Raw genomic sequence first — 25,514 nt, 5'->3', positions numbered from 1 at the left:
ACAAATAATTACGCCATTGTGAATAAGCCGGATTGAGGGGACTCTATGAAGCACTCTGTTTCAGTAACCTGTTGTGCGCTGTTGGTTAGCAGCATTTCTCTGTCATATGCTGCGGATGTTCCCAGCACAACGGTACTGGCAGAGAAGCAGGAGCTGGTTCGCCATATAAAAGATGAACCTGCGACGCTTGACCCGGCAAAAGCGGTTGGCCTGCCGGAAATTCAGGTTATTCGCGACCTGTTTGAAGGGCTGGTGAACCAGAACGAGAAGGGCGAAATCGTGCCTGGCGTCGCCACGCAGTGGAAAAGCAACGACAATCGGATCTGGACGTTTACGCTGCGGGATAACGCGCGCTGGTCAGATGGTACGCCGGTGACCGCGCAGGATTTTGTCTATAGCTGGCAGCGTCTGGTGGATCCGAAAACGCTGTCGCCTTTTGCCTGGTTTGCCGCACTGGCTGGAGTGAATAACGCCCAGGCGATTATTGATGGCAAAGCGACGCCCGATAAGCTCGGCGTGACCGCCATTGACGCTCGTACCCTGAGAGTGCAACTGGATAAACCGCTGCCGTGGTTCGTCAATCTCACCGCCAGCTTTGCGTTTTATCCGGTGCAAAAAGCCAACGTGGCAAGCGGTAAAGACTGGACCAGACCGGGCAATCTGGTGGGTAACGGCGCCTATGTGTTACAGGAGCGCGTGGTCAATGAAAAGCTGGTGGTGGTGCCGAATACTCATTACTGGGATAACGGGAAAACGGTGCTGCAAAAAGTGACCTTCCTGCCGATCAATCAGGAGTCCTCCGCCACTAAACGTTATCTGGCAGGAGATATCGACATTACCGAGTCGTTCCCGAAAAATATGTACCAGAAGCTGCTGAAGGACATTCCGGGGCAGGTTTATACGCCACCGCAGCTGGGAACCTATTACTACGCGTTTAACACACAAAAAGGGCCTACCGCGGATTCCCGCGTGCGTCTGGCGCTGAGCATGACCATCGATCGTCGTATTATGGCGGAGAATGTGTTGGGAACTGGCGAAAAACCGGCCTGGCATTTTACGCCAGACGTCACTGCCGGCTTTACGCCTGAACCGTCGCCTTTTGAGCAGATGAGTCAGGAAGAGCTGAACGCGCAGGCGAAAACGTTGTTGCGTGCGGCCGGATATGGTCCGCAGAAGCCGCTTAACCTGACACTGCTGTATAACACTTCTGAGAACCACCAGAAAATCGCCATCGCGGTAGCCTCGATGTGGAAGAAGAATTTAGGGGTGGATGTGAAGTTGCAGAACCAGGAGTGGAAAACCTACATCGACAGCCGTAACACCGGAAACTTCGATGTGATTCGCGCTTCCTGGGTGGGGGATTACAACGAGCCTTCCACCTTCCTGTCGCTGCTGACCTCAACACATTCCGGCAATATTTCCCGTTTTAACAACCCGGCGTATGACAAAGTCATCACCCAGGCGACGATGGAAAATACCGATAAAGCACGTAACGCGGATTACAATGCGGCGGAAAAAATCCTCATGGAGCAGGCTCCGATCGCGCCAATTTATCAGTACACCAACGGGCGCTTAATCAAACCGTGGCTGAAAGGGTATCCGATCATGAACCCGGAAGATGTGGCTTACAGCCGGACCATGTACATCATCAAGCACTAAACATCCGTCAGCGGGCGCGTGATCGCGCCTGCTGATCACACCGTGTAAATGCGGATATCATGTTCGCGAAACGCCTCGCAGTACTCCTTGCTGATGTTCGCCTCAGCCACAATGACGTCAATTTCACTGCTTTGGGCGACAACATAGCGCGCCACGGCCGGGATCTTGTCTGCCGTCAGCGCCACAATGGTTTCATTACACTGCCGGATCACCGCACGCTTAAATTCACAGTCGGCATAATCGAACCCGGTCAGACCGGATTCCGGTGCCATCGCACAGCCGCCGATAAACCCCTGGTCGAATAACATTCCCTGAACCTGAGCGATCGCCGATGCGCCAACGCAACCACCGGAAGTACGCTGCAACTGACCGCCGAGCATGATGACGTCGTACAACGGCTTTTTCAGCAGTACGGCGGCGATTTCCGGTGAGTTAGTGACCACGGTCAGGGAGAGTTCTGCCGGAAGCGCTTCCGCCATCGCCAGGTTGGTTGTGCCGGTGTCGATAAAAATGCAGCTACCGGATTTGACCAGTCGTGCACATTTTTGCGCGATGCTGCTCTTTTGATCGGACTTTTTCGTTTTTCGAACGGAATAGTCACCCGCCTCGGGCAGCCTCATCACCGCGCCGCCATACACCTTTTTGCAAATGCCTTCCTTACTGAGTTCATGAAGATCGCGGCGAATAGTGTGCTCCGACACGTTCAGTCGGGAGGCGAGGTCACTGCATACCACGCGCCCATTCTCCTGCAGGATCTGCTGAATCAGGGCTTGTCGTTGTTCCGGGAAAGTTGCATAATCGAGCATAATGAATCCTGATAATCCTATCATCGAGCAATAAAAAGCATGATCGGGCAAAACGATCGCTGCTGTCAACATTATGACCGGCTGAAACGAGGTGAAACATGAAAATCGCACACATGGCGCTATGGACCACGGAACTGGAGGCACAGGCGCGTTTCTGGGAAGAGTTTTTTGGTGGTACGCTCAATGAAAAATACATCAGCAAGAACAATCCCGGATTCGAGTCTTACTTTGTGCGCATCGGTGATGATATTGCCATTGAACTGATGACTAAACCGGGGTTGCGTGCTCTGCGACCGGATAACCAGACAACCGGATGGGTGCATCTGGCGATCGCCGTGGGCAGTGCGAAAAAAGTGGATGCGCTGGCGAAAAAAGCGCGGGCGCAGGGGATTCTGGTTTCGCCGCCACGCACCACCGGGGACGGCTTTTATGAAGCGGTCATCAAAGACCCGGACGGGAATTTCATCGAAATTGTCGAGTGAGAAGGGGAATCCCAAGCCTCGGATCTCGATGTCCGGGGCTGGGATAGTAAACGTCACGAACCGCTACTGGCATCATTAATATATAGCGTCTGGCTCGGGAAGGCGAAATCAGCACCATGGTTCTGTACGATATCAATAATATTAAGATAAACCTGTTGTTGCACGGCCAGCCACTCTTCCCAGATCGTGGTGTGGGTAAAACAATACACCATGATATTTAGCGAGGAATCGCCAAAGCCATTGAAATAGACCAGCAGCGTTTGTTGTTGATCGATATCAGCATGGGTTTGTAGCATCTGCCGTATTTCAGCGACGATCGCGCCTATTTTACTGGCATCTTCGTAACGTAACCCGACAACGGTATTGATTCGTCGGTTGCTCATGCGGCCTGGGTTTTCGACGCTAATCGAGGAAAATACGGAGTTAGGAATGTATAACGGGCGATGATCAAAGGTGGTGATTTTGGTCATCCGCCAGCCAATTTCCGTCACCGTGCCCTCAATATTACGATCGGGGGAACGCACCCAGTCGCCGATACTGAAGGGGCGATCGAAATAAAGCATAATGCCGGAAAAGAAGTTACTCAGGATATCTTTCCCTGCCATGCCCACGGCGATGCCGCCAATTCCCCCGAAGGTGAGTAATCCCGACAGGCTCATGCCGAAGTGTTCGCCATAAAGCAAAATAATGACGACAATGAGGGTGATTTTGATAATCCGCGATAAGATGCGGGCGCTGGTGACATCTCGCCCCTTTTTAATTTGCGATTTTTCAAACTGATTAATCACCAGAAACAGTTTCAGGGTCAGAATCAGGGCAATCAACGACGTACAGACAAAGTCGATAATACTGGATGAAACCGCACTGATATTGTAATGCGTGATAATAGTATTAGCGATGCTTCCTAATGTACCGATGATCAGCGCATAAATAAGAAACTGAGCCGTATGGAAGACAAACCCTTTCTTGCGTTTATGTGCATGGCGAAAGAAGAAATTCATCAGGATTAAGCTAACAACGCTACTTAAAATAACCGCCAGATTGAAGATGTTTTTTACGAACAGCTCTGCAAACATATTTATCCCCGGCTTTCCGCTGCCTCTGAAATGACAAGAAATAACCTTTAACTCATTAATGGTACTCAGGATAAACAGTCAAGTCATCAATGAAAACAGGCAATAAATAGCGCTTTCAGCGCTTTTACACAAAGAAGCTTTCAATGTGACGGATTTGTCAGGGGCACTGATGCAGACTTTTTCATATTGTCATGGTATTGTTGCACTAAAGTAACAAGGGTTTGGTAACAGAAGGACACTACGATGATAATGGAAAAGCTAAAGACGGCGAAGGGCAAGAAGTTTCTGCTGTGTCTGCTGGGCGTGTTTATCATTGCCGCATCGGTTGTCGCGCGCGCCACGATAGGTGGGGTGATTGAACAGTATGATATTCCGCTTTCTGACTGGACGACGTCGATGTATGTCATTCAGTCATCAATGATTTTCGTCTATAGCCTGGTTTTCACCGTGCTGCTGGCCATCCCGTTGGGGATTTATTTCCTCGGCGGCGAGGACAAGCACTAAAAGAAAAGGCCCGAATAATCGGGCCTTTGGTCTCTTTCACAACGCCTCAGTCGTCTTCATCGTCGTCCAGTTCAACGGGCGTCTGGTACTGATCGGGTTTGATGACCAGCAGGTCACAACGCAGGTGATCGATGACCTGTTCTGCCGTGTTGCCCAGGAATGCGGCGGAAATCCCGGTACGACCCACCGTCCCCAGAACCACAACCCCCGCCTGCAGATGTTCTGCTAAATCGGGGATCACCTCTTCCGGTAATCCTTTCTCAACGTGCGTGACTCTCTCGTCGATGCTGAATTTTTGCCGCAACGCTTTCATTGCCAGCAGGTGCTGGCCGCGAATCGCATCGTTATAGACGCTGGGATCAAATTCCGGCAGTTCAATGGCGATATTGATAGGGGTAACGGGGTAGGCCCCGACCAGATGCACTTCAGTATGATTGACCTGCTCGGCGAGTTGTAGCGTCTCTTTCACCAGCTTTTCATTCAGCGCATTGTGGTAGGGTTCTTCGCTGGCGAGGTTTACCGCCACCAGTGCTTTACCGCCTTCCGGCCAGGGCTGGTCTTTCACCATCCATACTGGGCTTGGGCATTTACGCAGCAGATGCCAGTCGGTCGGGGTAAAGATCACCGCTTCCAGTCTGTCATGCTGGTGCGCCATCTTGAGCACCAAATCGTGTCCGGCGCTGATCACTTCCTGAATAATGGCTTCAAAAGGACGGTTGTGCCAGACCACTTTAATTTCAACAGGAACGCCTGCGTCGATGTAGTATTTAGCTTGTTCGCGTATCCAGGCCGCCCGTTGACTAATGACGCCCTGACGCATGGCTGTACGCTCATCAGGCGACAGCAGAGTGGTCATCTCGTAGGAAAAGTCATAGATCGGCAAAAAGGCTTTGATTTTGCCACCAATCCGTTGATGCAAATAAACCGCACGCCGTAACGCAGGTTGATCGTCCTGATTCGGATCGATAACCACCAGCATGTTTTGATACATAGCCATACAGGGTCTCCTTACAACTGTCATCGCAGTTTGTAACTAAAAGAGTAACCCAAGAATGTGAATTGAAACAGGGAAGAACCTTCTGTCAGATCAATAAATCAGGAAAATTTAGCGATTCGACAGAAGGGTTTCAGAAGGGTTGCGGAAAGATTAAGCAACGTTGCGGGTGTGTCCGGCGAGTACCGCCAGCGCATCACTGTTTTCGATGGTGATGTATTTTCCCTTCACTGCCAGCATCCCGCTCTTCTGGAAACGACCCAGCAGACGGCTGATTGTTTCAACGGTCAGGCCCAAGTAGTTACCGATGTCGCCACGGGTCATGGTCAGACGAAATTCACGTGGAGAGAAACCGCGCTGTGCAAAGCGGCGGGACAAATTATAAATAAATGCCGCCAGACGCTCTTCCGCGTTTTTCTTCGACAGCAACAGGATCATATCCTGGTCGCCTTTGATCTCACCACTCATCAGACGCATCATCTGCTGACGCAGATTCGGCATTTTGCCGGACAGGTCATCAAGTGTCTCAAACGGGATTTCGCAGACCATTGAGGTTTCCAGTGCCTGCGCAAAACTCGGATGATGACCGCTACCGATCGCGTCAAAGCCTACCAGGTCGCCCGCGAGGTGGAAGCCGGTGATCTGCTCATCGCCTTGCTCAGTAATGGTATAGCTCTTGATCGTACCGGAACGAATGGCATAGAGCGATTTCAGCTCATCACCCGCCTTAAACAGCGTCTGGCCTTTCTGAATCGGCTTTTTACGCTCGATAATATTATCAAGCTGATCAAGCTCATGCTCGTTAAGTGTGAACGGGATGCAAAGCTGGCTGATGCTGCAATCCTGGCAATGGATAGCACAACCGCCAGACTGAATGCGCCGTATAATTCGCTTTTCCGGGATCATAGGTCTGCTCAAGCCGTAATTGATATTTGTCAATTTTAACATCTTTTTGGTGGGCACGTAAGTCTGAGCTAACCCCAATAGCGGATAATTCTGGTATGTGTGAGTAAATTATTTCTATCTCTTTGAAAATCCATACCTTCCGTGTGGCGTCTTTATGTAAAAGTGTGAGCAAGAAGGCACGAATTGCCTGGATATTACAGCAACAGGTAACCCTCATGGCGCAACAACCACTCTTTCCGCTGCACGCCGCCGGCATAACCGGTCATGGTGCCGTTGCGTCCAATGACGCGGTGGCAGGGGACCACAATGCTGATCGGATTCGAACCGTTTGCCGCGCCAACCGCACGCGCCGCACCGGGGCGTCCCAGTTGTTCAGCCAACTGGCCGTAGTGCATCACCTGACCACAGGGAATGGTCCGCAACGTCTGCCAGACCTCCCGCTGAAAAGGGGTGCCGCCGGTAGCGGTTGGCAGCGAATCGATCGCGCTGAGGTTGCCGGCAAAGTAGTCGGCAAGTTTATCGCACAGGCCGCCCGGATTGGTCGCGCTGATGCGGGTATAACCTTCGGCGCGGTAATGGATATCCAGCAGTTGAATCATACGTTCGCTGTACTGTTCCCACTCGATGGCGCGCAGTCTGAACTGCTCGTCGCAAATTACCCAAAGCGGACCCAGTGGGGTCATCATTTTCTCTTCCAGTAGTGTCAGCATCGGCCGCCTCGTTGGCATACAGTAGATGGGCATCAACGTATCATGGTCATCGTCAGCAGTGCTATACCCCTGATTTGGGATAAAAAAATAGAGCCTGTCGACATCCGCCAGACTCTACAGTACACACAGCAGTTTATCCTTCATGTGTTCCCGTTATTATTCCGTGTGGCGGGTAATGTCTTATAACAAGAACCGTTTAATGAAGCCAGTCATCATGGGTGATTGATTTCACGAAAATCTAAGTTAAATCAAATGGATTAAATGCTGCTCTCACCTGGTAAACATGTGGATAAAACCAGATGCGTTAAGTTCATCAAAGGTTTATGACACGCTGATGTTAACTGGAAACATCTGTAAACCGTTGTCGCCCTCCAGGGGGACGGTTATGATAGTGGCTGTCTTTAAAAGCGGGAGGACACCACATGAACCTTGACGATAAATCGTTATTTCTTGACGCCATGGAGGATGTTCAGCCGCTGAAACGTTGCGCCGACGTACACTGGCAGCCCGTGCGCAATACACGGACCCCGCAGCGCATTGATCCGCTCCAGCTGGATAATTTTTTCACTACCGGTTTTCTGGAGGTCGTCCCGCTAACGCAGCCGCTGGAATTTCGTCGCGAGGGGTTGCAGCAGGGCGTACTCGATAAACTGCGAACGGGGAAATACAGCCAGCAGGCGAGCCTTAATCTGTTGCGTCAACCGGTGGAAGCGTGCCGCCAACAACTGTTCAGTTTTCTTCTCCAGTCATTACAGGATGGTCTGCGTAACGTGCTGATCATTCACGGTAAAGGCCGAGACGATAATTCACATGCCAACATTGTGCGTAGCTATGTGGCGCGCTGGTTGACCGAATTCGACGACGTTCAGGCCTACTGCACGGCGCTGCCGCATCATGGCGGCAGCGGGGCGTGTTACGTGGCGTTGCGCAAGACCGCACAGGCGAAACAGGAAAACTGGGAGCGCCACGCCAAGCGCAGCCGTTAATGCAGCAAAAGCGACAATTCCTGCGCGGCTTTCTGCAACTCGGGCAGCACCCGGCTGCGTAACTCGTCCGCCGTCACCTGACCGGCATGTACGCCCACGTTTAGCGCGGCCTGTACCTGGCCCTGACTGTTCATCAGCGGTACGGCAATGGACCGCAGTCCCATTTCGAGTTCCTGATCGTTTAACGCATAACCCTGTTGGCGCACTTTCTTCAGCTCGGCGCGCAGGGCGGGGACGGAATCCACGGTCTGCGAGGTGTAGCGGATCATGGTGACGCGCCCGAGCATGTCGTTCAGTTTGTCTTCAGAAAGATGACTGAGCAGCACGCGTCCCATTGAGGTGGACCATGCGGGCAGTCGACTGCCGATGTCCAGATCGATGGTCATAATGCGTGAACTGGAGGCGCGGGCGATATACAAGATATCGTCGCCGTCGAGGGTGGCGATGGAACAGGATTCATTGAGCATTTCGCTCAGATGCTTCAGAACGGGTTGAGTGGCGCGAGCCAGCGGCGTAGAGGCCAGGTAAGCATGTCCCAGCGCCAGGATCCGCGGTCGTAATTCAAAATTTTTCCCATCTTCGGCATAAACAAACCCCAGTTTTCCCAGCGTATACAGACAGCGTCTGACCGCCGCGCGCGGTATCCCGGTTTTCTGGCTAATTTGCGATATCGACATCACCCGCCGCTGCGGCGTAAACGCCTGAATCACCTCCAGCCCACGCGCCAGTGACGCCATATAGTTCGGGTCGCCCTTGAACGGATCGGCCTCATTGTTCAGACGGTCATCAGGATGTTTTTCCACTGTTTTCCTCTCGTTGTTCGCCACGGATCACATTCTTCGTACAAATATAAATGATGTTCGATAATCGCACCATATTTCGATTATCGCCCTTGCCTGACTTCGTTAAGTGGGTCACATTTTGTGCGAACAACGCAAAAACGTGCGAAATCCGCACCACAAGGAGCGAGCTGATGATTGATAAAAGTGTGCCTTCGCTGGAGGAGGCCATTGCCGGGATCCCGGATGGCGCCACCATCATGATTGGGGGCTTTGGTACCGCCGGACAACCCACCACGTTGATCGATGCGCTTATCGCGCAGGGCGCTCGCGACCTTACCATCATCAATAACAATGCGGGCAACGGTGAAGTCGGTCTGGCGGCGCTGTTGAAGGCCAGACGCGTGCGCAAAATGATCTGCTCTTTTCCACGTCAGGTGGACTCACAGATTTTTGATGCGCTGTATCGCCGTGGCGAGGTTGAACTGGAGCTGGTGCCGCAGGGCAATCTGGCGGCGCGGATTCAGGCCGCCGGGGCCGGGCTGGGGGCCATTTATACGCCCACAGGCTACGGTACGCCGCTGGCTGAAGGTAAAGAAACCCGTCATATCGAGGGGAAAGACTACGTGCTCGAATACCCCATCAAAGCCGATTTTGCCCTGATTAAGGCGCACCAGGCCGATCGCTGGGGGAATCTGGTGTACCGCAAAGCAGCGCGTAACTTTGGCCCGATCATGGCGACGGCCGCGCGAACCACCGTGGTGGAGGTGAATCAGATTCTCCCTCTGGGCGAACTCGATCCCGAGCACGTCATCACGCCGGGTATTTTTGTCCAGCGCGTGTTTTCGCTGGCAAACCTCACCCATGCAGCGCTGCGCGCGTAAGGAGTAAACGATGAAGAAATTATCCCGTGACGAAATGGCCAGACGCGTGGCGCAGGATATCCCGGAAGGGGCATATGTCAATCTGGGGATCGGCTTGCCGACCCGCATCGCCAACTACCTGCCGGCGGAAAAAGAGATTTTCCTGCACAGTGAAAATGGCCTGCTCGGGATGGGGCCAAAACCCGCAGAAGGGGAAGAAGATCCGGAACTGATTAACGCCGGGAAAGAGTACGTCACATTGTTGCAGGGCGGCTGCTATTTCCACCACGGCGACTCTTTCGCCATGATGCGCGGCGGACACCTGGATATCTGCGTGCTGGGGGCGTATCAGGTCTCTGCCTTCGGGGATCTCGCCAACTGGAGTACCGGTACGCCGGACGCCATTCCTGCCGTGGGCGGCGCGATGGATCTGGCGATCGGCGCGCGTCAGGTGTTTGTGATGATGGACCATCTGACCCGCGATGGTGAGTGCAAACTGGTTGAACACTGCACTTATCCACTGACGGGCATGGGTTGTGTCAGCCGCATCTATACCGACCTTGCGGTGATCGACATTACTGATACAGGCCCGATGGTCCGGGAAATTTTCAACGGTCTCTCTTTTGAGGAGTTGCAACGTCTGACACCGGTAACGCTGAGCGGCGAACCGCTGGCGCAAAGCGCATAAGGAACTATGATGAATCAGGCATTTATCTGCGATGCAGTGCGAACACCGTTTGGTCGCTTCGGCGGAACGCTGGCGAGCGTCAGGGCGGACGATCTGGCCGCCATTGTGCTGAAAGCGCTGCTTGAACGCAATCCAGGCCTCGATCCGACGCTCATCGATGACGTGATCTACGGCTGTGCGAATCAGGCGGGGGAAGATAACCGCAACGTGGCGCGGATGGCGCTGCTGCTGGCCGGGCTGCCGGAAAGCGTTCCGGGCAGTACGGTAAACCGCCTGTGCGGTTCCAGTCTTGATGCCATCGGCATTGCCGCGAGAGCGATTAAAAGTGGCGAAACGCAGTTAATGATTGCAGGTGGCGTGGAGAGTATGTCGCGTGCGCCTTTTGTGATGGGTAAAGCAGAAAACGCCTTCAGTCGTAACATGAAAATCGAAGACACTACGATTGGCTGGCGCTTTATCAATGCGCAAATGAAAGCGCGTTATGGTGTCGATTCTATGCCGGAAACGGCGGAAAACGTGGCGCAGGAGTTTGGCATCGCGCGCGCCGATCAGGATGCGTTTGCGCTGCGCAGCCAGTTACGCACCGCTGCCGCTCAGGAGCAGGGGCTGTTTGCGCAAGAATTGATTCCAGTGACAGTGTCACAGAAAAGAGGCGAGCCGCTGACTTTTGCGGAGGATGAACATCCACGTGCGACGTCGCTGGAGGCGCTCGCCAGGCTGAAAGGCGTGGTTCGCGCCGACGGTACAGTAACGGCGGGCAATGCGTCTGGCGTCAACGACGGTGCCTGTGCGCTGCTCATCGCCAGTGAACAGGCGATCGCGCAGCAGGGGCTGCAACCGCTGGCGCGCGTTGTCGGTGTGGCAACCGCTGGCGTCGCCCCACGAATTATGGGCTTTGGTCCGGCACCAGCGGTCCGCAAAGTGCTGACGCAAACAGGATTAACGCTCAGTCAGATGGATGTCATCGAGCTTAACGAAGCGTTTGCCGCGCAGGCGCTGGCAGTGATGCGTGATTTGGGGCTGCCTGATGATGCCGCTCAGGTGAATCCTAACGGCGGCGCGATTGCCCTCGGCCATCCATTAGGGGCATCGGGCGGGCGTCTGGCGATGACCGCCGCTTACCAGTTACAGCGTACCGGCGGTCGCTATGCGCTCTGCACGATGTGCATTGGTGTGGGTCAGGGGATCGCATTGATTATTGAACGTGTGTAAGGAGCAGGAATGACCTTGCTAACCCCGTTGATGCGCGGAACGGCGCTCACGGCAGAATTTTCAGACTTACAGCTTCTCCAGGGAATGCTCGATTTTGAGGCCGCGCTTGCCCGTGCGCAGGCCGCCTGTGGGGTGATCCCGGCAACGGCAGTCGAGCCTGTCGTCCAGGCCTGTCGCGCGGAGTGGTTTGATCAACGCGTGCTGGCGGAATCGGCGCGGGCGGCAGGCAATCTGGCGATTCCGCTGGTAAAACACTTAACCGCGCGGGTGAAGAATGCGGATCCTGACGCGGCGCGTTATGTTCACTGGGGGGCTACCAGTCAGGATGTGATCGATACCGGTCTGGTACTGCAACTGCGCGCCGCGCTGAATCATACGCAACGCGCGCTGACTCAACTGACTGAGGCCTTTGCTCAGCAGGCGCATCGCTACCAGCACACCGTCATGCCCGGGCGCACCTGGATGCAGCAAGCGCTGCCGGTGACCTGGGGGTTAAAACTGGCGAACACGCTTGATGCGCTGCTGCGCTGGCAGGAACGCCTGCAACAGTTACTGCCTCGCGTCCTGGTGCTGCAGTTTGGCGGCGCAGCGGGAACGCTGGCATCACTCGGGCAGGATGCTTTGCCGGTGGCAGAGCGTCTTGCACAGGAACTGGCGCTGACGCTACCGGATACCCCCTGGCATACCCAGCGCGATCGGCTGCTGGAAGTGGGCGCATGGTATGCCGGCGTTGGCGGAACGCTCGGCAAGTTTGCCCAGGACTTCGCGTTGCTGATGCAGACCGAAGTGGCGGAAGTCAGTGAACCTGTCGCCGCAGGTCGTGGCGGATCGTCGGCGATGCCGCATAAGCGAAATCCGGTAAGCTGCGCGGCGATCCTGACCGCTATGCAGAAAACACCGGGACTGATGGCCACACTCTATAGCAGCCAGCTACAGCAGCATGAACGCGCGCTCGGCGGCTGGCAGGCCGAATGGGAAGTCCTGCCGGAGATTGTCATGCTGGTCGGGCAGGCAATAGAGGAAACCCGACTGCTCGTCCTGAATATGCAGGTTTTCCCGCAAAAGATGCGTGACAACCTGGATATCACCCACGGTCTGATGATGGCGGAAGCGGTCACTCTGGCGCTGGCGGCGTTTATCGGCAAACAGGACGCGCATCATCTGATCGAAGGGCTGTGCCATCGCGCGACAGAAAACAATCGATCCCTGTATTCGGTGCTGGTTGATGAGCCACAGGTGATGGCTCATCTGAATGAATCGGAACTGGCGGCGTTACTGGACCCAGGCACGGCAACCGGCAGCGCGACACAATTTGTTCAACGTGTGCTTGCACGTTATGAGGAACGACAGCATGGAACTGAATTACCAGATTGATGGCCCGGACGATGCGCCAGTTGTGGTGCTATCCAACTCTCTGGGTACCACGCTTGCAATGTGGGCGCCACAGCTTGCGGCGCTGAGCGCACAGTATCGGGTGCTGCGTTATGACACACACGGGCATGGCGCCACGAACAAAACGGGGCCAACCGATCTCGCCCGGTTAGGGCTGGATGTGATTGCGTTGCTCGACCACCTGGATATTCCGTCCGCGCACTTTTGCGGGATCTCGATGGGGGGGCTCACCGGGCTCTGGCTGGCCTGTTATCGACCCCAGCGACTGCTGAGCGTGACGGTGATAAACAGCGCTGCGCGCATCGGCGATGAGGCAGGCTGGCACGCTCGCGCGCAAAGCGTTCGTCAGAACGGGCTGCGCGACATTGCCGTCAGCGCGCCCGAACGCTGGTTCAGCCCGTCCTTTTGTCAGTCGGCCCCGCAAATGGTCGCGGCGCTGTGTCAGCAACTCGCGACCTCGTCAGCAGAAGGATATGCCGCCTGCTGTGACGCGCTGGCAACGGCTGATTTGCGTGAACAGATTAGCCGTATTACGCGACCGGCGCTGCTGATTGCCGGAGAACATGACCCGGTCACCACCGTGGTTGACGCTCAGTTTATGCACCAGCGTATTGCCGGATCTGCGCTGGCCGTGGTGAAGGCATCCCATTTATCCACTATTGAAGCGCCGGGCGAGGTAAACGCGGCGTTATTATCGTTTCTGGGAGGGCAACATGCAGGATGACGAACGCTATCAGCAGGGAATGGCCGTACGCAGGGGCGTCCTTGGCGATGCGCATGTTGACCGCACCGTGCAAAATCTGACGCCGCTGAACGAAGAATTTCAGCACTTCATTACCCGTTATGCCTGGGGGGATATCTGGAGCCGTCCCGGACTGGATCGGCATACGCGCAGTATGATAACCATTGCGATGCTGATTGCGCTCAATCGCGAGGCGGAGCTGAAAATGCATCTTAATGCCGCGTTCAACAATGGCGTGACGCGTGAGGAGTTAAAAGAGCTGATCATGCATTCGGCGCTTTACTGCGGTCTGCCCGCCGCTAATGCGACGATGCATCTGGCGCAGCAGGTTTTTGACCAGCGCGACGCCGCCGGGGAGTAAATCCGGAGACCCCGGCGACGGCGTGTGTCGTCGGGGTACACTGTTTCTCAGGCTGCCAGTACCCGGTTTCTGCCGTCGTTCTTGGCCCTGTAGAGCGCAGCATCCACCCGCTTAAACAGCTCATCGATACTTTCGTTCGGTTCGTGGTGGGCCACGCCAATGCTCACGGTAAAGCGCGGCAGGCCGGGAAGGCCAATTTTCGCCACCGAAGCGCGAATGGATTCGGCTAACTGCAGCGCGGTCTCCAGCGGGGTGCGGGGCAACAGCAGAACAAACTCTTCGCCGCCCCAGCGGAATACTAAATCGCCTTTGCGCGCGCAGGACTCCAGGTTTCGCGCCAGCTCGCAAAGAACCTCATCGCCTTTCTGGTGGCCATACAGGTCATTAATGCTTTTAAACCGGTCGGTATCAATGAGCAGCAGGCTGTAATCCTGGGAAAGAGAGAGATGTTGCGTCTGTCCCTGTTCAGTCAGTTGATACAACTGACGACGGTTGAGCAATCCGGTCAGCGCATCGTGCAGGGCGGCGAGCTCCAGCTCTTGTTCGAGACGTTTCTGCTCAGTGATGTCGTGAATGATGCACAGCATCAGTCTGTCGCCGTAGATTTCAATCGGCCCGGCATAGGTTTGCACATGGCGGGTGGTGCCATCGGCAATTTTATGGACAAAATTTAACGGTTTATGCCCGCCAGGAAGTCGCGCAATCTCATGCATCACTGGCAGAACCTGCCGACCCAACATATTGATTTCCCAGGTATGCTTCTGGCACATCGCTTCCAGACTGTAGCCGTAGAAATTGAGCGCCGCCAGGTTGGCATCGACGATCAGGCCATCTCTGGAAGGGTCTATCAGCAGCATGGGGGCGGAGTTAGTGAGAAAAAATCGGGCGTAAAATCCCTGCTTTTTACGCTGATAGGCTGCAGACCGACTGGCCTTCAACCCGCGCGCCGCCGGGATATCAATACCTTCGAAGAGGATCACTTCACCGGCGCCCGGCAGGTCTTTTACCGACAACCGGCAGGTGAGCGCAGCCTGATTATTTTCACGCGGCACGGTCAGAATTTCGACAATATCCCGCTGGTTGCGAAGATCCGTAATATAGTTCGGTAAGGTATTCTGCGCGTGGGTGGAATACACTCCCTTACGCAGTTGACTGAAAGTGTATCCCTGCATCACCTCTCTGGCGATACGATTGGCAAAGAGTAATTCTTCGGTGTCCGGAGAGACGATCCAGACCGGAAGTGATAATAAATCCAGTGCATTCAGGTTGTGTGCAATCATCAATAATCCCGTTATTTTTATTAATTATTTTATGACCATGCGAAAATTTTTTTATAGTGAGACAGAGCGCTGTTGCGGTAAACAGGAAACAACATTTAGCGGTTTAGTGAGACTATCCCTTTGTAATAGTGTCGGTATTTGCTGTGCTGGTAAGGGGGGAGAATATAAAAAACCTTGCAGAACACCACAGCCCATTTGCGTCAGGAGTCGCTCTTGCTCTGGCGTTTCGATCCCTTTTGCGACAACGCGTAAATTCATCGAGTGGGCGATATCAATAATCGTCGAGACAATTTTGCTGTTCTTGTTGTTCTCATTGATATCTTTAATAAAGAGTCGATCAATCTTCAATTCCCGTGCCGGGAGTGATTTCAACATCAGCATATTTGAATATCCGGTTCCGAAATCATCAATAGAAACCGTGATCCCGGCAGCCGAAAAGGTATTAAGGATCTCAATGTTCCGCCCGAGATTTTTTAGCACAGCGCTTTCCGTTATTTCCAGTGTCAACCGGGACGGCGGGATCTGGTAGCAGGCAAGCGCGTTACAGACGATATCGACGATATTATGTTGCTCGAATTGCGTCGCAGAGAGGTTAATCGCAAGCGACCAGTCAGGATGCCCCTGTTGGTTCCATTGAGAAAGCTGTGAGCAGGCCTGCTTAATCACCCATTTACCGACCGAAAGCATGAGGCCCGTATCTTCAAGCGTGGGGAGAAACGCGCCTGGAAGCAGCAGCCCTTGCTCAGGATGCCGCCAGCGCAACAGGGCTTCAAACCCGGTCAGCGTGTGGTCACCAGCAGTATATTTTGGCTGATACCACAGCTCAAATTCATTACGTGCCAGCGCCTGCGACAGACCCTGCAAAAAGGCTGGCGCGGTGGTGACAAGAGCTTCCATTTCCGGTTGGTAGATGGCCCAGCCATCGCGACCCTGTTGCTTTACATGATACATAGCGACATCCGACTTCACGCGTAGCTCATGGGGAGTGGTGCCATGTTCGGGATAGAAACTGAGTCCGGCGCTGAGTGAAACACGAATAACATGACCGGACAGAGAGAAAGGCATTCGCAGAGCATTGGTAATGCGGTCCATCCGCGAGGATATGGCTTCGGTATTGTTCTCCGGCATCAACAGGATAAATTCATCACCCCCCAGGCGGGCAAGCGTCATGGTGTCATCAAGACAGGCGAGGATCCGCTGGCTACTGGCGACCAACAACTGGTCGCCAATATGATGACCCCAGGTATCATTGACGACTTTAAAGCGATCAAGATCGATAAACGCGAGGGCGAACCGCCGCTGATTGAGCGCCGAGTCTTCCATGCAGGCCAGTAAACAGGTGTCGATTTGTGCGCGGTTGGGCAACCCGGTCAAGGCATCGAAATGACTATGCCGCGTCAGCTTCTTGTTGAGATGGGAGAGGTTTTCAGTCAGTTGCGACGCCCGCACGTGCGAGTCAAGCAACGAGATAACCTGCATTACGCCCAGCGTCACCAGCGTGATACTCGCAACGCAGATGGCGAGTTCGACCTGACTGAGACCCGTGTGGAGTGCGTGGCTGTGATGACTGAATGTCGCTGCGCTCATGCCGGTGTAGTGCATGGCGAAAATCGCCAGAGCGACAACCAGTGACGCCGCCAGCCGGTTCAATAAGGTCTGGCGCGTCGTCTGATGCGGTGAAAAAGCCAGTCGCAGCCCGAGACCGGTGGTCACAACGGCAATGATAACGGACAGGCCAACCAGCCCAGGGTTCCAGACGATGGCGCCATGTCCGACGACGGCGGCCATCCCGACATAATGCATGGCGACCATTCCCATGCTCAGAACAACGGTTGCGGCGATCAGTCTGATGCGTGAGAGCGGTGTAGCGGAAATCACAATGTGAATCGCAAACGACGCCGCGAGCAGGGCGATCGCAAAGGAAAGGAAGGTCAACGGGAGATGATAGTTCAGGGGCATGCTCATTTTCATCGCCAGCATCCCGATGAAGTGCATCGACCAGATCCCCATACCGAGCGTAATCCCTCCCGATAAGCGCCAGAATGTCGATTCCCGCCGCACAGAAATAGCCACTTTACCCGCGCTATCAAGGGAGACAAATGCAGCTATGAACGCAACAAGAAACGAGATGCCGATTAATACCGGATCCCATGATACGTGCAACATCTGGCTTTCCATCGAGAGTCTGTCGTGCAGTTAAATTTAGCAGGGATTCATCCTTTCGCATGAGAAAAAAAATGACGCATCCCGAAATTTTCACCTTCTTCATTAGCGTTCTGAGGTGGAAAGCGGCAAAAGCGCGAAGGTGCTTATTTAAACGTTATGAAATCTAATCAGTTAAGCTGGAGTTAACGTGCGTCACAGAGAGTGTCGCGTCACTTAACTGTTCAGAAGTGGAATCTCATGAGTCTGGAGGGAAAGCGATCTCATGACATGATTAACAGAAAGCATAAAGCAAACTTAATCATTATTATCCTTCTTTAAGGTAAATTTGATGGATCTCAGCGTGAAGATTGAAAGGAGGGTTAAACGGGAAGAATATATGCTTTTCTGATGCTATATAAATATGACCTGCCATATTAACCGTTAACAGGTTTAAAATGTTAAAACACATTAGCGTCAGAACATTTATTATCGTATTTCTGCTGTTTATCTTTTGCCTGATTAATATTGTGCAATTACTGTACCCGGTGAGGTTGTCATTATTTATCTCAATGAACGCCATTTTTCTGCTGGCGTTACTGTCATTATGGTGCTACATGACTCTTTATCTTGTCACCCCCATCAATACCGTGAAAAAAAGTATTGAGGCGGTGACCGCGGGAAATCTTACCGTTCATATTCCTGAATTTGGTAATAACTGTGCCGGGAGACTCATTCCGGGCATCAACAGTTTATCCGGCAGTATCGCGACGCTGGTGCTGGAGATACGGCATTCTTCGAAAACGGCGCTTTTGCTGTCAGAGCAGTTGGCCGCCCGCAGTGCTGAATTATCCGTAAAAACTGAACAGCAGTCCGCCTCATTAATCCAGACCGCCGCCAGTATGGAGCAGATGGCAGCCAACACGCGCAACAACGCCGACCACACACGACTCGCTAATCAACAGGCCGATAGCGCGATGCAATGTGCATATAAGGGCAGCGAATTAATGGTTCAGGTCGCCAGTAATATGCATTCGATTACAGCGTGCGCGCAGCAAATGACAGAAATAATTACCCTGATTGATGATATTGCGTTCCAGACCAATATTCTGGCGCTGAATGCCGCCGTCGAAGCGGCGCGCGCAGGGGAGCACGGAAAAGGGTTTTCTGTTGTGGCGACGGAGGTGCGAAATCTGGCGCACAGAAGCGCAGAGGCCGCGAAAAATATACGTGGGCTCATCGACGTTACGCATCAAAATGTGCAGCAAGGCGCAACGGTTGTGGGCGAAACAGAAAAAAATATGCAGGAAATTGTTCAGGGCGCAGGGCAGTTAAGCCAACTAATGAGTGAAATATCGGCCACCACGGCTGAACAGGAAAAAGGGATTAATCAGATAACCCAGGCGATGAACGAACTGGAAAAAGTGACGCAAAGTAATGCCCTGATGGTGGACGAATTATCCGGGGCGTCAGATGTCCTGAAATCACAGGTGGTCGATCTCCAGTCGAAAACACATCAATTCCGTTTAAGTGAGTCAACAGAAGACATTTCCTCCTCTGTGCACAAGCGCTATGCTCGCGGGTTTTCATGAGCCATTTCAGCACAATGGGAGAATGAGTGGTTGCTTAACATACGTCGACGGCTAGACTAACCAGAAAAGCGCGAGGTATGGGAGGCGAAATGGAAGCCATCAAAGGGTCTGAAGCCAGTGTGCCGGATGCGGTGTTTGCCTGGTTGCTGGACGGCAAAGGCGGCGTGAAACCGCTGGAAGATGATGATGTGATCAGCAGCGAACATCCGTGCTGGCTGCACCTGAACTACACGCATCCGGACAGCGCGCAATGGCTGGCAACGACGCCGTTACTGCCAAATAACGTCCGGGATGCGCTGGCTGGCGAAAGTCTTCGTCCGCGCGTTAGCCGTCTGGGGGAAGGGACGCTCATTACGCTGCGTTGTATTAATGGCAGCACCGATGAACGCCCCGACCAGTTGGTCGCAATGCGTCTGTATATGGATGAACGGCTGATTGTCTCCACGCGACAGCGTAAAGTGCTGGCGCTCGACGATGTGGTCAGCGATCTCCAGGAAGGCACCGGGCCTGCCGACTGCGGCGGCTGGTTGGTTGACGTCTGCGATGCGCTGACGGATCACGCCAGCGAATTTATCGAAGAGTTGCACGATAAAATCATCGATCTCGAAGACAACCTGCTCGATCAACAAATCCCGCCGCGCGGATTTCTTGCGCTGCTGCGAAAACAGCTGATCGTCATGCGCCGCTATATGGCTCCACAGCGCGATGTGTACTCGCGGCTGGCCAGCGAGCGTCTGCCGTGGATGACGGACGATCAGCGACGCCGGATGCAGGACATTGCCGACCGACTGGGAAGAGGACTGGATGAAATTGATGCCTGTATCGCCCGTACCGGCGTTATGGCCGATGAGATTGCTCAGGTGATGCAGGAGTCTCTGGCAAGACGGACCTATACCATGTCATTGATGGCGATGGTTTTCCTTCCCAGTACGTTTCTGACCGGACTGTTCGGCGTCAATCTTGGCGGCATACCTGGCGGTGGGTGGCAATTTGGCTTTTCACTGTTTTGTATTCTGTTAGTGGTTCTGATTGGCGGTGTTACTTTATGGTTGCATCGTAGTAAATGGTTGTAAAAACGGGTGTTTTAAGAGAATTCTGCGCCTAAAAACGGCTTTAAGATTGAGCGAAGTCAATAAATGCGACGCCTGTTCGGGGCAATATCTCTCTTGCAGGTGAATGCAACGTCAAGCGATGGGCGTTGCGCTCCATATTGTCTTACTTCCTTTTTTGAATTACTGCATAGCACAATTGATTCGTACGACGCCGACTTAAATAAGTCGGCTTTTTTTTGTCTGCGCGTTTTCAGCGACTACCCTAAAAGGGAGTCAATGACAGACCGGAGGCAACGATGTTACCTGTGTTAACCCTGCACGATCGGGCGATTCATTTCTCTGATTCCGTGCCAACCGACCCCATTCCTATCCCTGACCCGATTCCCCGTCCGCAGCCGATGCCGGATCCACCGCCAGATGAAGAACCGATTAAAATGTCGCATCGCACGCGTAGATCTGCGAGGATACGCGCCTGCTGACTGTGAGTCGTTTACCGTGAGATGAAATTGTGACTGCTTTTGCTACCCTGAATGTGTTACCCGCCGCCCAGCTTGAGAATCTGAATGAGTTGGGATATCTGTCCATGACGCCCGTCCAGGCGGAGGCGCTGCCTGCGATCCTTGCCGGCCAGGATGTCCGGGTGCAGGCGAAAACCGGCAGCGGTAAGACGGCAGCATTTGGTCTCGGGTTGTTACAGCATATTGATGTCACTCTGTTTCAGACGCAGTCGCTGGTGCTGTGTCCGACGCGCGAACTGGCGGATCAGGTGGCGGGTGAACTGCGTCGCCTGGCGCGTTTCTTACCGAATACTAAAATCCTGACGCTCTGCGGCGGACAACCTTTCGGCGCACAGCGTGATTCTCTTCAGCATGCGCCGCATATTATTGTCGCCACGCCCGGTCGTTTGCTCGACCATCTGCAAAAGGGTACCGTTTCGCTGGACGCGCTGACCACTCTGGTGATGGACGAAGCGGACCGGATGCTGGATATGGGATTCAGTGAGGCGATAGACGAGGTAATCCGCTTCGCGCCCGCATCGCGTCAGACGCTGCTGTTTTCGGCCACCTGGCCGGAAGCGATCGCGGCAATCAGCGGTCGGGTGCAGCGAAATCCGCTCTCTATTGAAATTGATTCGGTGGATGCGCTTCCCGCCATCGACCAGCAGTTCTTTGAAACCTCTGTACACGGTAAAATCCCGCTGCTGCAAACGTTGCTCAGCCAGCATCAGCCAGCCTCCTGCGTGGTGTTCTGTAATACCAAAAAAGATTGCCAGGCGGTGTGTGACGCGCTGAATGAGGCCGGACAAAGTGCGCTTGCGCTTCATGGCGACCTGGAACAACGCGACCGCGATCAGACGCTGGTGCGCTTTGCCAACGGCAGTGCGCGGGTGCTGGTGGCGACTGACGTTGCGGCGCGCGGACTCGATATCAAATCGCTGGAACTGGTGGTGAACTTCGAACTGGCGTGGGATCCGGAAGTCCATGTTCATCGCATTGGACGTACCGCACGTGCCGGGAACAGCGGTCTGGCTATCAGTTTTTGCGCACCGGAAGAGGCACAGCGGGCGAATATTCTCTCTGAAATGCTACAGATACCCCTTAACTGGGTCTCCGCTCCGGCTCAACGCACGGTAGCACCGCTGGTCGCTGAAATGGCGACGTTGTGTATCGACGGCGGCAAGAAAGCCAAAATGCGTCCGGGCGATGTGCTGGGCGCGTTAACCGGCGATATTGGTCTGGATGGCGCGGATATTGGCAAGATTGCCGTTCATCCGGCGCATGTCTATGTGGCGGTCCGTCAGTCGGTGGCGCATAAGGCGTGGAAACAACTGCAGAATGGGAAGATCAAAGGCAAAACCTGTCGGGTTCGCCTGCTGAAATAACCCGTGTTGGGCCGGAGACAACGTGTCCGGCCCGTTTCACATTACTTCACTTCAACGACGTTCAGGCGCAGCGCATCAAGCTGATTGTCGTCTTCTTCCGGTTGCCAGCCCGCAGGCTGAAGCGGGATCTCTTCACGATCAAACGCCAGATCGCCGCCATCGACAACGTCAGAACCGTGCTTAATGCCTTTGAAGTCGAACAGGTTAATGTCGCTCAGGTGTGAAGGCACCACGTTCTGCATGGCGCTGAACATGGTTTCAATACGGCCCGGATAGCGTTTATCCCAGTCACGCAGCATGTCGGCAATCACCTGACGTTGCAGGTTCGGCTGCGACCCGCACAGGTTACAAGGGATAATCGGGTAACCTTTGGCTTCGGCAAAGCGTTCAATATCCTTTTCACGGCAGTAAGCCAGCGGGCGGATCACGATATGTTTACCATCATCGCTCATCAGCTTCGGCGGCATACCTTTCATTTTCCCGCCATAGAACATATTCAGGAACAGGGTTTGCAGAATGTCGTCGCGATGGTGTCCCAGGGCGATTTTGGTGGCACCCAGCTCTGTCGCCGTGCGATAGAGAATACCGCGACGCAGGCGTGAACACAGAGAGCAGGTGGTTTTACCTTCCGGGATCTTATCTTTTACGATCCCATACGTGTTCTCTTCAACAATCTTGTACTCAACGCCAAGTTGCTCCAGATATTCCGGCAGAATGTGCTCCGGAAAACCGGGTTGTTTCTGGTCGAGGTTAACGGCGACCAGCGAAAAGCTAATGGGGGCGCTTTGCTGCAAATTGCGCAAAATTTCCAGCATGGTGTAGCTGTCTTTACCGCCGGACAGGCAGACCATGATGCGGTCGCCATCTTCAATCATATTGAAATCGGCAATCGCTTCGCCCACGTTACGACGCAGACGTTTTTGCAGTTTGTTCAGGTTGTACTGTTCTTTCTTAGTAATATCTTGATTTTGCGACATTTAATAGAGGCTCAATTCATTGTGTGGCATCAGAAGAGCAGGCGTCGCGGTGGAGAGACCGGCAAAGCTGTCTGATTTAAAAATAGTGGCCCGTATGGTACGAATAAGTGAGAAAAATGTCAGCACATTTATAGAACGCATCAGGCGTGATGTCAGAGGGAGAGGCAAAAAGCCCGCAGCGATGTGCGGGCTGAAAAGGTTAGCGTACGACCAGTACGGAGCACTCTGCATGGCGTACTACGGCAGCAGCGTTCGACCCTAACAGATATGTGGTAATGTCCGGACGGTGTGACGCAATAATCACCATATCCACCGCGAGTTTTTTCGCCATTTCCAGAATCTTGTCTTTCGGCGACCCTTCAGCGATATGGATCTGTACTCTGTCCGACGGGATAGTGAACTTCTTGATGACCTCTTCCAGTTGAGATTTCGCTTCGGCTTTCAGATCGTCCATGGCCGGCAACTCCGCAGAGTAGGCCAGGCCCAGTGCAGAATAGTAAGGCAGAGATGGGATGACGGTCAGGAAATGAACCTGCGCATCGTCAATTTTCGCCTCGGCTTCGACATGATTAATCACGCGTTGCGTTAATTCTGAGTCTGAAATATCGATGGGGACAAGAATTGTTCTGTTCATTAAACCTCCTGTTTGAGTATCCATAGAAAGTGTAACGTCTTATCGCAGATTCAGTACAATGACAATGATCACATTTCAACATTATTTGTTTTTAATTTCCGGGTATTTACCCTTAATAACCCCGTCATAAAACCGGCCCTTTGAGACCACGGAAAGAAAATTTCGGTATATATGCGCCGGAACGCCGCGATATTGCAGAACACCCGTCTGGTAGAAACGGATTTCCAGGGTAGAAGATTTCTCGTCATAGCCAACGGATGCGATTCGTGATGATTTTACGGGTTGGTGGTTCATGGCGGGCATCCTCGACGGCAGGTCATACAGTGAATATATCATCTAACCGAAGGGGATTTTAGTCTACAAGATATCGCGTTTTGTTATAGATAAAACGGATGGGTTATAACCGGGTGAAAGTGATAACAGCCCGCGGTTAGCCGCGGGCTGAGGGTCTTAGAACTGGTAGACCATACCGAGTGCGACGACATCATCGGTATTAATATTGTTACGAGAATAGAAGTTGTCGTCGTTATCCAGCAGGTTGATTTTATAATCAACGTAGGTGGACATGTTTTTGTTGAAGTAGTAAGTCGCGCCAACATCCGCGTATTTCACCAGATCTTTACTGTCGTCATTGCCCTGACCGGTCAGATCTTTACCTTTTGACATCAGGAAGGACACCGCCGGACGCAGACCGAAGTCGAACTGGTATTGCGCAGTCACTTCAAAGTTCTGGGTTTTGTTTGCTACGCCATCATCACCGTACGGGGTCATGTTACGGGTTTCAGAATACATAGTAGCCAGATAAATGTTGTTGGCGTCATATTTCAGACCCGCTGTCCATGCATCCGCCTTATCGCCACCCGCGACGCGACCACCGGTATTAACCTGCTCGTTGGTACGATCGGATGTGGTGTAGGCTGCGCCGAAGCTCACGCCCATCCCGAAGTCATAGGTAGACGAGATACCAAAACCGTCGCCGTTTGAGTTCTGGGCGGTACGATCGCCGCCGTTGCCGGTGCCTTCCTGTTCATTGGTGATTTGATCTTCGTTGGTGCCCTGATACTGAAGGGCGACATTCAGGCCGTTGACCATGCCGAAGAAATCAGTATTACGATAAGTCGCGACACCATTTGCACGGCCAGTCATAAAGTTGTCAGAACGGGTGTAGGAGTCGCCGCCAAATTCAGGCAGCATATCGGTCCAGCCTTCCACGTCATACATGACGCCGTAGTTACGACCGTAGTCGAATGAACCGTAATCGCCAAATTTCAGGCCAGCAAAAGCAAGACGAGTAAAACTGTTGCCATGATCGCTTTCGGTGGTGTTGGCGTTAACCTGATATTCCCACTGGCCATAACCGGTCAGTTGGTCATTGATCTGCGTTTCACCTTTAAAACCCATACGGACATAAGTTTGATCGCCATCACTGTTGGCATCATCAGAAAAATAATGCAGGCCATCAACTTTGCCATAGAGATCTAATTTGTTGCCGTCCTTATTATAAACTTCAGCGGCATGCGCTGCGCCTGCGGTTAACAGGGCTGGGATAACAAGAGCCAGTACTTTTCTTTTCATCGAAGTCATCCTTTAGTTTTTTATTTACCTGTAACTCCCTCTGTTGGGGAGTGAAATCATGCTAAAGGAGAAGTTCCGTAAAGAGATAAGCATCAATTGTTACGTCTTAAGTAAAACCTTAAATAATTAATTCCACAGAAATGATAATAATTGGCGTGAATATAATTTCAAAAAGCATACAAAATAAAAATTATACAAAATAAATCCAGTGCGATATTCT

Annotated in this window: 26 protein-coding genes; 14 read left to right on the top strand and 12 right to left on the bottom strand. The window is 53.2% G+C overall.

Annotation, left to right across the window (positions count from 1 at the left end; translation table 11 throughout):
- Positions 1–45: 45 nt before the first annotated feature.
- A complete protein-coding gene (locus F384_RS07790) occupies positions 46–1,659 on the top strand; it encodes a peptide ABC transporter substrate-binding protein (RefSeq protein ID WP_046480984.1) in 1,614 nt (537 codons plus the stop codon).
- A 35-nt stretch (positions 1,660–1,694) separates the two neighbouring features.
- Here the strand turns inward: F384_RS07790 and F384_RS07785 are convergent, their stop codons facing one another.
- Complete coding sequence (locus tag F384_RS07785) at positions 1,695–2,465, bottom strand: DeoR/GlpR family DNA-binding transcription regulator (protein WP_046480983.1); 771 nt, start codon at positions 2,463–2,465, stop codon at positions 1,695–1,697.
- 98 nt (positions 2,466–2,563) lie between these two features.
- On the opposite strand from F384_RS07785, the gene F384_RS07780 reads away from it, so the two are divergent.
- Positions 2,564–2,947 (top strand): VOC family protein, encoded by a 384-nt coding sequence (locus tag F384_RS07780; protein WP_046480982.1) that lies wholly within the window; start codon positions 2,564–2,566, stop codon positions 2,945–2,947.
- A gap of 53 nt (positions 2,948–3,000) precedes the next feature.
- Here the strand turns inward: F384_RS07780 and F384_RS07775 are convergent, their stop codons facing one another.
- Positions 3,001–4,023, bottom strand: coding sequence for a mechanosensitive ion channel family protein (locus F384_RS07775; protein WP_046480981.1), 1,023 nt, complete (start codon positions 4,021–4,023; stop codon positions 3,001–3,003).
- Positions 4,024–4,266: 243 nt separating this feature from the next.
- On the opposite strand from F384_RS07775, the gene F384_RS07770 reads away from it, so the two are divergent.
- The gene (locus tag F384_RS07770) at positions 4,267–4,527 is read left to right on the top strand and encodes a DUF2534 family protein (protein WP_046480980.1); all 261 of its coding nucleotides are present in this window, start codon (positions 4,267–4,269) and stop codon (positions 4,525–4,527) included.
- A 46-nt stretch (positions 4,528–4,573) separates the two neighbouring features.
- On the opposite strand, the gene uspE is transcribed toward F384_RS07770, so the two are convergent.
- The 3 genes from uspE to ogt form a co-directional block, all read right to left on the bottom strand.
- Positions 4,574–5,524, bottom strand: coding sequence for a universal stress protein UspE (uspE, locus tag F384_RS07765; protein WP_046480979.1), 951 nt, complete (start codon positions 5,522–5,524; stop codon positions 4,574–4,576).
- A gap of 150 nt (positions 5,525–5,674) precedes the next feature.
- On the bottom strand, positions 5,675–6,427 hold the full coding sequence (gene fnr, locus F384_RS07760) for a fumarate/nitrate reduction transcriptional regulator Fnr (RefSeq protein ID WP_003020397.1): 753 nt from the start codon (positions 6,425–6,427) through the stop codon (positions 5,675–5,677).
- Positions 6,428–6,621: 194 nt separating this feature from the next.
- A complete protein-coding gene (gene ogt / locus F384_RS07755; protein ID WP_046480978.1) occupies positions 6,622–7,137 on the bottom strand; it encodes a methylated-DNA--[protein]-cysteine S-methyltransferase in 516 nt (171 codons plus the stop codon).
- A 422-nt stretch (positions 7,138–7,559) separates the two neighbouring features.
- Here ogt and smrA point away from each other — a divergent pair, with 422 nt between their 5' ends.
- Positions 7,560–8,123, top strand: coding sequence for a DNA endonuclease SmrA (gene smrA / locus F384_RS07750; RefSeq protein ID WP_046480977.1), 564 nt, complete (start codon positions 7,560–7,562; stop codon positions 8,121–8,123).
- Here the strand turns inward: smrA and F384_RS07745 are convergent.
- Positions 8,120–8,926, bottom strand: a complete 807-nt coding sequence (locus F384_RS07745) for an IclR family transcriptional regulator C-terminal domain-containing protein (RefSeq protein ID WP_046480976.1) — start codon at positions 8,924–8,926, stop codon at positions 8,120–8,122. The genes smrA and F384_RS07745 overlap by 4 nt on opposite strands.
- Positions 8,927–9,096: 170 nt before the next feature.
- Between F384_RS07745 and F384_RS07740 the strand changes: the two genes are divergently transcribed.
- Genes F384_RS07740 through pcaC form a run of 6 tightly spaced genes read left to right on the top strand, consistent with a single transcriptional unit; the run spans position 9,097 to position 14,160 of the window.
- Positions 9,097–9,786, top strand: a complete 690-nt coding sequence (locus F384_RS07740; protein WP_046480975.1) for a 3-oxoacid CoA-transferase subunit A — start codon at positions 9,097–9,099, stop codon at positions 9,784–9,786.
- 10 nt (positions 9,787–9,796) lie between these two features.
- Positions 9,797–10,453, top strand: coding sequence for a 3-oxoacid CoA-transferase subunit B (locus F384_RS07735; protein ID WP_046480974.1), 657 nt, complete (start codon positions 9,797–9,799; stop codon positions 10,451–10,453).
- A gap of 9 nt (positions 10,454–10,462) precedes the next feature.
- Entirely contained in the window at positions 10,463–11,665 is a 1,203-nt protein-coding gene (gene pcaF / locus F384_RS07730; protein WP_046480973.1) for a 3-oxoadipyl-CoA thiolase, read from the top strand.
- A gap of 9 nt (positions 11,666–11,674) precedes the next feature.
- Positions 11,675–13,039, top strand: coding sequence for a 3-carboxy-cis,cis-muconate cycloisomerase (locus tag F384_RS07725; protein WP_046480972.1), 1,365 nt, complete (start codon positions 11,675–11,677; stop codon positions 13,037–13,039).
- Complete coding sequence (pcaD, locus tag F384_RS07720) at positions 13,017–13,781, top strand: 3-oxoadipate enol-lactonase (RefSeq protein ID WP_046480971.1); 765 nt, start codon at positions 13,017–13,019, stop codon at positions 13,779–13,781. Before F384_RS07725 ends, pcaD begins: the two co-directional genes overlap by 23 nt.
- The gene (gene pcaC / locus F384_RS07715; protein WP_046480970.1) at positions 13,771–14,160 is read left to right on the top strand and encodes a 4-carboxymuconolactone decarboxylase; all 390 of its coding nucleotides are present in this window, start codon (positions 13,771–13,773) and stop codon (positions 14,158–14,160) included. Before pcaD ends, pcaC begins: the two co-directional genes overlap by 11 nt.
- A 47-nt stretch (positions 14,161–14,207) precedes the next feature.
- On the opposite strand, the gene F384_RS07710 is transcribed toward pcaC, so the two are convergent.
- Positions 14,208–15,440 carry a GGDEF domain-containing protein gene (locus tag F384_RS07710; protein ID WP_046480969.1) on the bottom strand — a complete coding sequence of 411 codons (1,233 nt, stop codon included), beginning with the start codon at positions 15,438–15,440 and terminating at the stop codon, positions 14,208–14,210.
- A gap of 51 nt (positions 15,441–15,491) precedes the next feature.
- Positions 15,492–17,606, bottom strand: coding sequence for a putative bifunctional diguanylate cyclase/phosphodiesterase (locus F384_RS07705; protein WP_046480968.1), 2,115 nt, complete (start codon positions 17,604–17,606; stop codon positions 15,492–15,494).
- A gap of 434 nt (positions 17,607–18,040) precedes the next feature.
- On the opposite strand from F384_RS07705, the gene F384_RS07700 reads away from it, so the two are divergent.
- From F384_RS07700 to dbpA, 4 genes are all read left to right on the top strand, one after another.
- Positions 18,041–19,174, top strand: a complete 1,134-nt coding sequence (locus F384_RS07700; RefSeq protein WP_046480967.1) for a methyl-accepting chemotaxis protein — start codon at positions 18,041–18,043, stop codon at positions 19,172–19,174.
- Between the two features lie 89 nt (positions 19,175–19,263).
- A complete protein-coding gene (gene zntB, locus F384_RS07695; RefSeq protein ID WP_046497890.1) occupies positions 19,264–20,247 on the top strand; it encodes a zinc transporter ZntB in 984 nt (327 codons plus the stop codon).
- 284 nt (positions 20,248–20,531) lie between these two features.
- The gene (locus F384_RS30305; protein WP_413541468.1) at positions 20,532–20,705 is read left to right on the top strand and encodes a hypothetical protein; all 174 of its coding nucleotides are present in this window, start codon (positions 20,532–20,534) and stop codon (positions 20,703–20,705) included.
- A 29-nt stretch (positions 20,706–20,734) separates the two neighbouring features.
- A complete protein-coding gene (dbpA, locus tag F384_RS07690) occupies positions 20,735–22,108 on the top strand; it encodes an ATP-dependent RNA helicase DbpA (protein ID WP_046480966.1) in 1,374 nt (457 codons plus the stop codon).
- A 41-nt stretch (positions 22,109–22,149) separates the two neighbouring features.
- On the opposite strand, the gene ttcA is transcribed toward dbpA, so the two are convergent.
- The 4 genes from ttcA to ompC form a co-directional block, all read right to left on the bottom strand.
- Positions 22,150–23,085: a tRNA 2-thiocytidine(32) synthetase TtcA gene (gene ttcA, locus F384_RS07685; RefSeq protein ID WP_046480965.1), complete on the bottom strand. Its 936-nt coding sequence runs from the start codon at positions 23,083–23,085 to the stop codon at positions 22,150–22,152.
- 199 nt (positions 23,086–23,284) lie between these two features.
- Positions 23,285–23,719, bottom strand: a complete 435-nt coding sequence (gene uspF, locus F384_RS07680; RefSeq protein ID WP_046480964.1) for a universal stress protein UspF — start codon at positions 23,717–23,719, stop codon at positions 23,285–23,287.
- Between the two features lie 81 nt (positions 23,720–23,800).
- Positions 23,801–24,013, bottom strand: a complete 213-nt coding sequence (locus F384_RS07675) for a KTSC domain-containing protein (protein WP_046480963.1) — start codon at positions 24,011–24,013, stop codon at positions 23,801–23,803.
- A 156-nt stretch (positions 24,014–24,169) separates the two neighbouring features.
- Positions 24,170–25,294, bottom strand: coding sequence for a porin OmpC (ompC, locus tag F384_RS07670; RefSeq protein ID WP_046480962.1), 1,125 nt, complete (start codon positions 25,292–25,294; stop codon positions 24,170–24,172).
- Positions 25,295–25,514: the final 220 nt, after the last annotated feature.

The organism is Citrobacter amalonaticus Y19 (assembly GCF_000981805.1).
In the GTDB taxonomy this organism is placed as follows: domain Bacteria; phylum Pseudomonadota; class Gammaproteobacteria; order Enterobacterales; family Enterobacteriaceae; genus Citrobacter_A; species Citrobacter_A amalonaticus_C.
This window is presented reverse-complemented; position numbering and strand designations above follow the sequence as displayed.

Bases quoted from the DNA above. Each gene is read 5' to 3' on its own strand.
- F384_RS07790 (WP_046480984.1), top strand. From the start codon at position 46: ATGAAGCACTCTGTTTCAGTAACCTGTTGTGCGCTGTTGGTTAGCAGC.
- F384_RS07785 (WP_046480983.1), bottom strand. From the start codon at position 2,465: ATGCTCGATTATGCAACTTTCCCGGAACAACGACAAGCCCTGATTCAG.
- F384_RS07780 (WP_046480982.1), top strand. From the start codon at position 2,564: ATGAAAATCGCACACATGGCGCTATGGACCACGGAACTGGAGGCACAG.
- F384_RS07775 (WP_046480981.1), bottom strand. From the start codon at position 4,023: ATGTTTGCAGAGCTGTTCGTAAAAAACATCTTCAATCTGGCGGTTATT.
- F384_RS07770 (WP_046480980.1), top strand. From the start codon at position 4,267: ATGATAATGGAAAAGCTAAAGACGGCGAAGGGCAAGAAGTTTCTGCTG.
- uspE (WP_046480979.1), bottom strand. From the start codon at position 5,524: ATGGCTATGTATCAAAACATGCTGGTGGTTATCGATCCGAATCAGGAC.
- fnr (WP_003020397.1), bottom strand. From the start codon at position 6,427: ATGATCCCGGAAAAGCGAATTATACGGCGCATTCAGTCTGGCGGTTGT.
- ogt (WP_046480978.1), bottom strand. From the start codon at position 7,137: ATGCTGACACTACTGGAAGAGAAAATGATGACCCCACTGGGTCCGCTT.
- smrA (WP_046480977.1), top strand. From the start codon at position 7,560: ATGAACCTTGACGATAAATCGTTATTTCTTGACGCCATGGAGGATGTT.
- F384_RS07740 (WP_046480975.1), top strand. From the start codon at position 9,097: ATGATTGATAAAAGTGTGCCTTCGCTGGAGGAGGCCATTGCCGGGATC.
- F384_RS07735 (WP_046480974.1), top strand. From the start codon at position 9,797: ATGAAGAAATTATCCCGTGACGAAATGGCCAGACGCGTGGCGCAGGAT.
- pcaF (WP_046480973.1), top strand. From the start codon at position 10,463: ATGAATCAGGCATTTATCTGCGATGCAGTGCGAACACCGTTTGGTCGC.
- F384_RS07725 (WP_046480972.1), top strand. From the start codon at position 11,675: ATGACCTTGCTAACCCCGTTGATGCGCGGAACGGCGCTCACGGCAGAA.
- pcaD (WP_046480971.1), top strand. From the start codon at position 13,017: ATGGAACTGAATTACCAGATTGATGGCCCGGACGATGCGCCAGTTGTG.
- pcaC (WP_046480970.1), top strand. From the start codon at position 13,771: ATGCAGGATGACGAACGCTATCAGCAGGGAATGGCCGTACGCAGGGGC.
- F384_RS07710 (WP_046480969.1), bottom strand. From the start codon at position 15,440: ATGATTGCACACAACCTGAATGCACTGGATTTATTATCACTTCCGGTC.
- F384_RS07705 (WP_046480968.1), bottom strand. From the start codon at position 17,606: ATGTTGCACGTATCATGGGATCCGGTATTAATCGGCATCTCGTTTCTT.
- F384_RS07700 (WP_046480967.1), top strand. From the start codon at position 18,041: ATGTTAAAACACATTAGCGTCAGAACATTTATTATCGTATTTCTGCTG.
- zntB (WP_046497890.1), top strand. From the start codon at position 19,264: ATGGAAGCCATCAAAGGGTCTGAAGCCAGTGTGCCGGATGCGGTGTTT.
- ttcA (WP_046480965.1), bottom strand. From the start codon at position 23,085: ATGTCGCAAAATCAAGATATTACTAAGAAAGAACAGTACAACCTGAAC.
- uspF (WP_046480964.1), bottom strand. From the start codon at position 23,719: ATGAACAGAACAATTCTTGTCCCCATCGATATTTCAGACTCAGAATTA.
- F384_RS07675 (WP_046480963.1), bottom strand. From the start codon at position 24,013: ATGAACCACCAACCCGTAAAATCATCACGAATCGCATCCGTTGGCTAT.
- ompC (WP_046480962.1), bottom strand. From the start codon at position 25,294: ATGAAAAGAAAAGTACTGGCTCTTGTTATCCCAGCCCTGTTAACCGCA.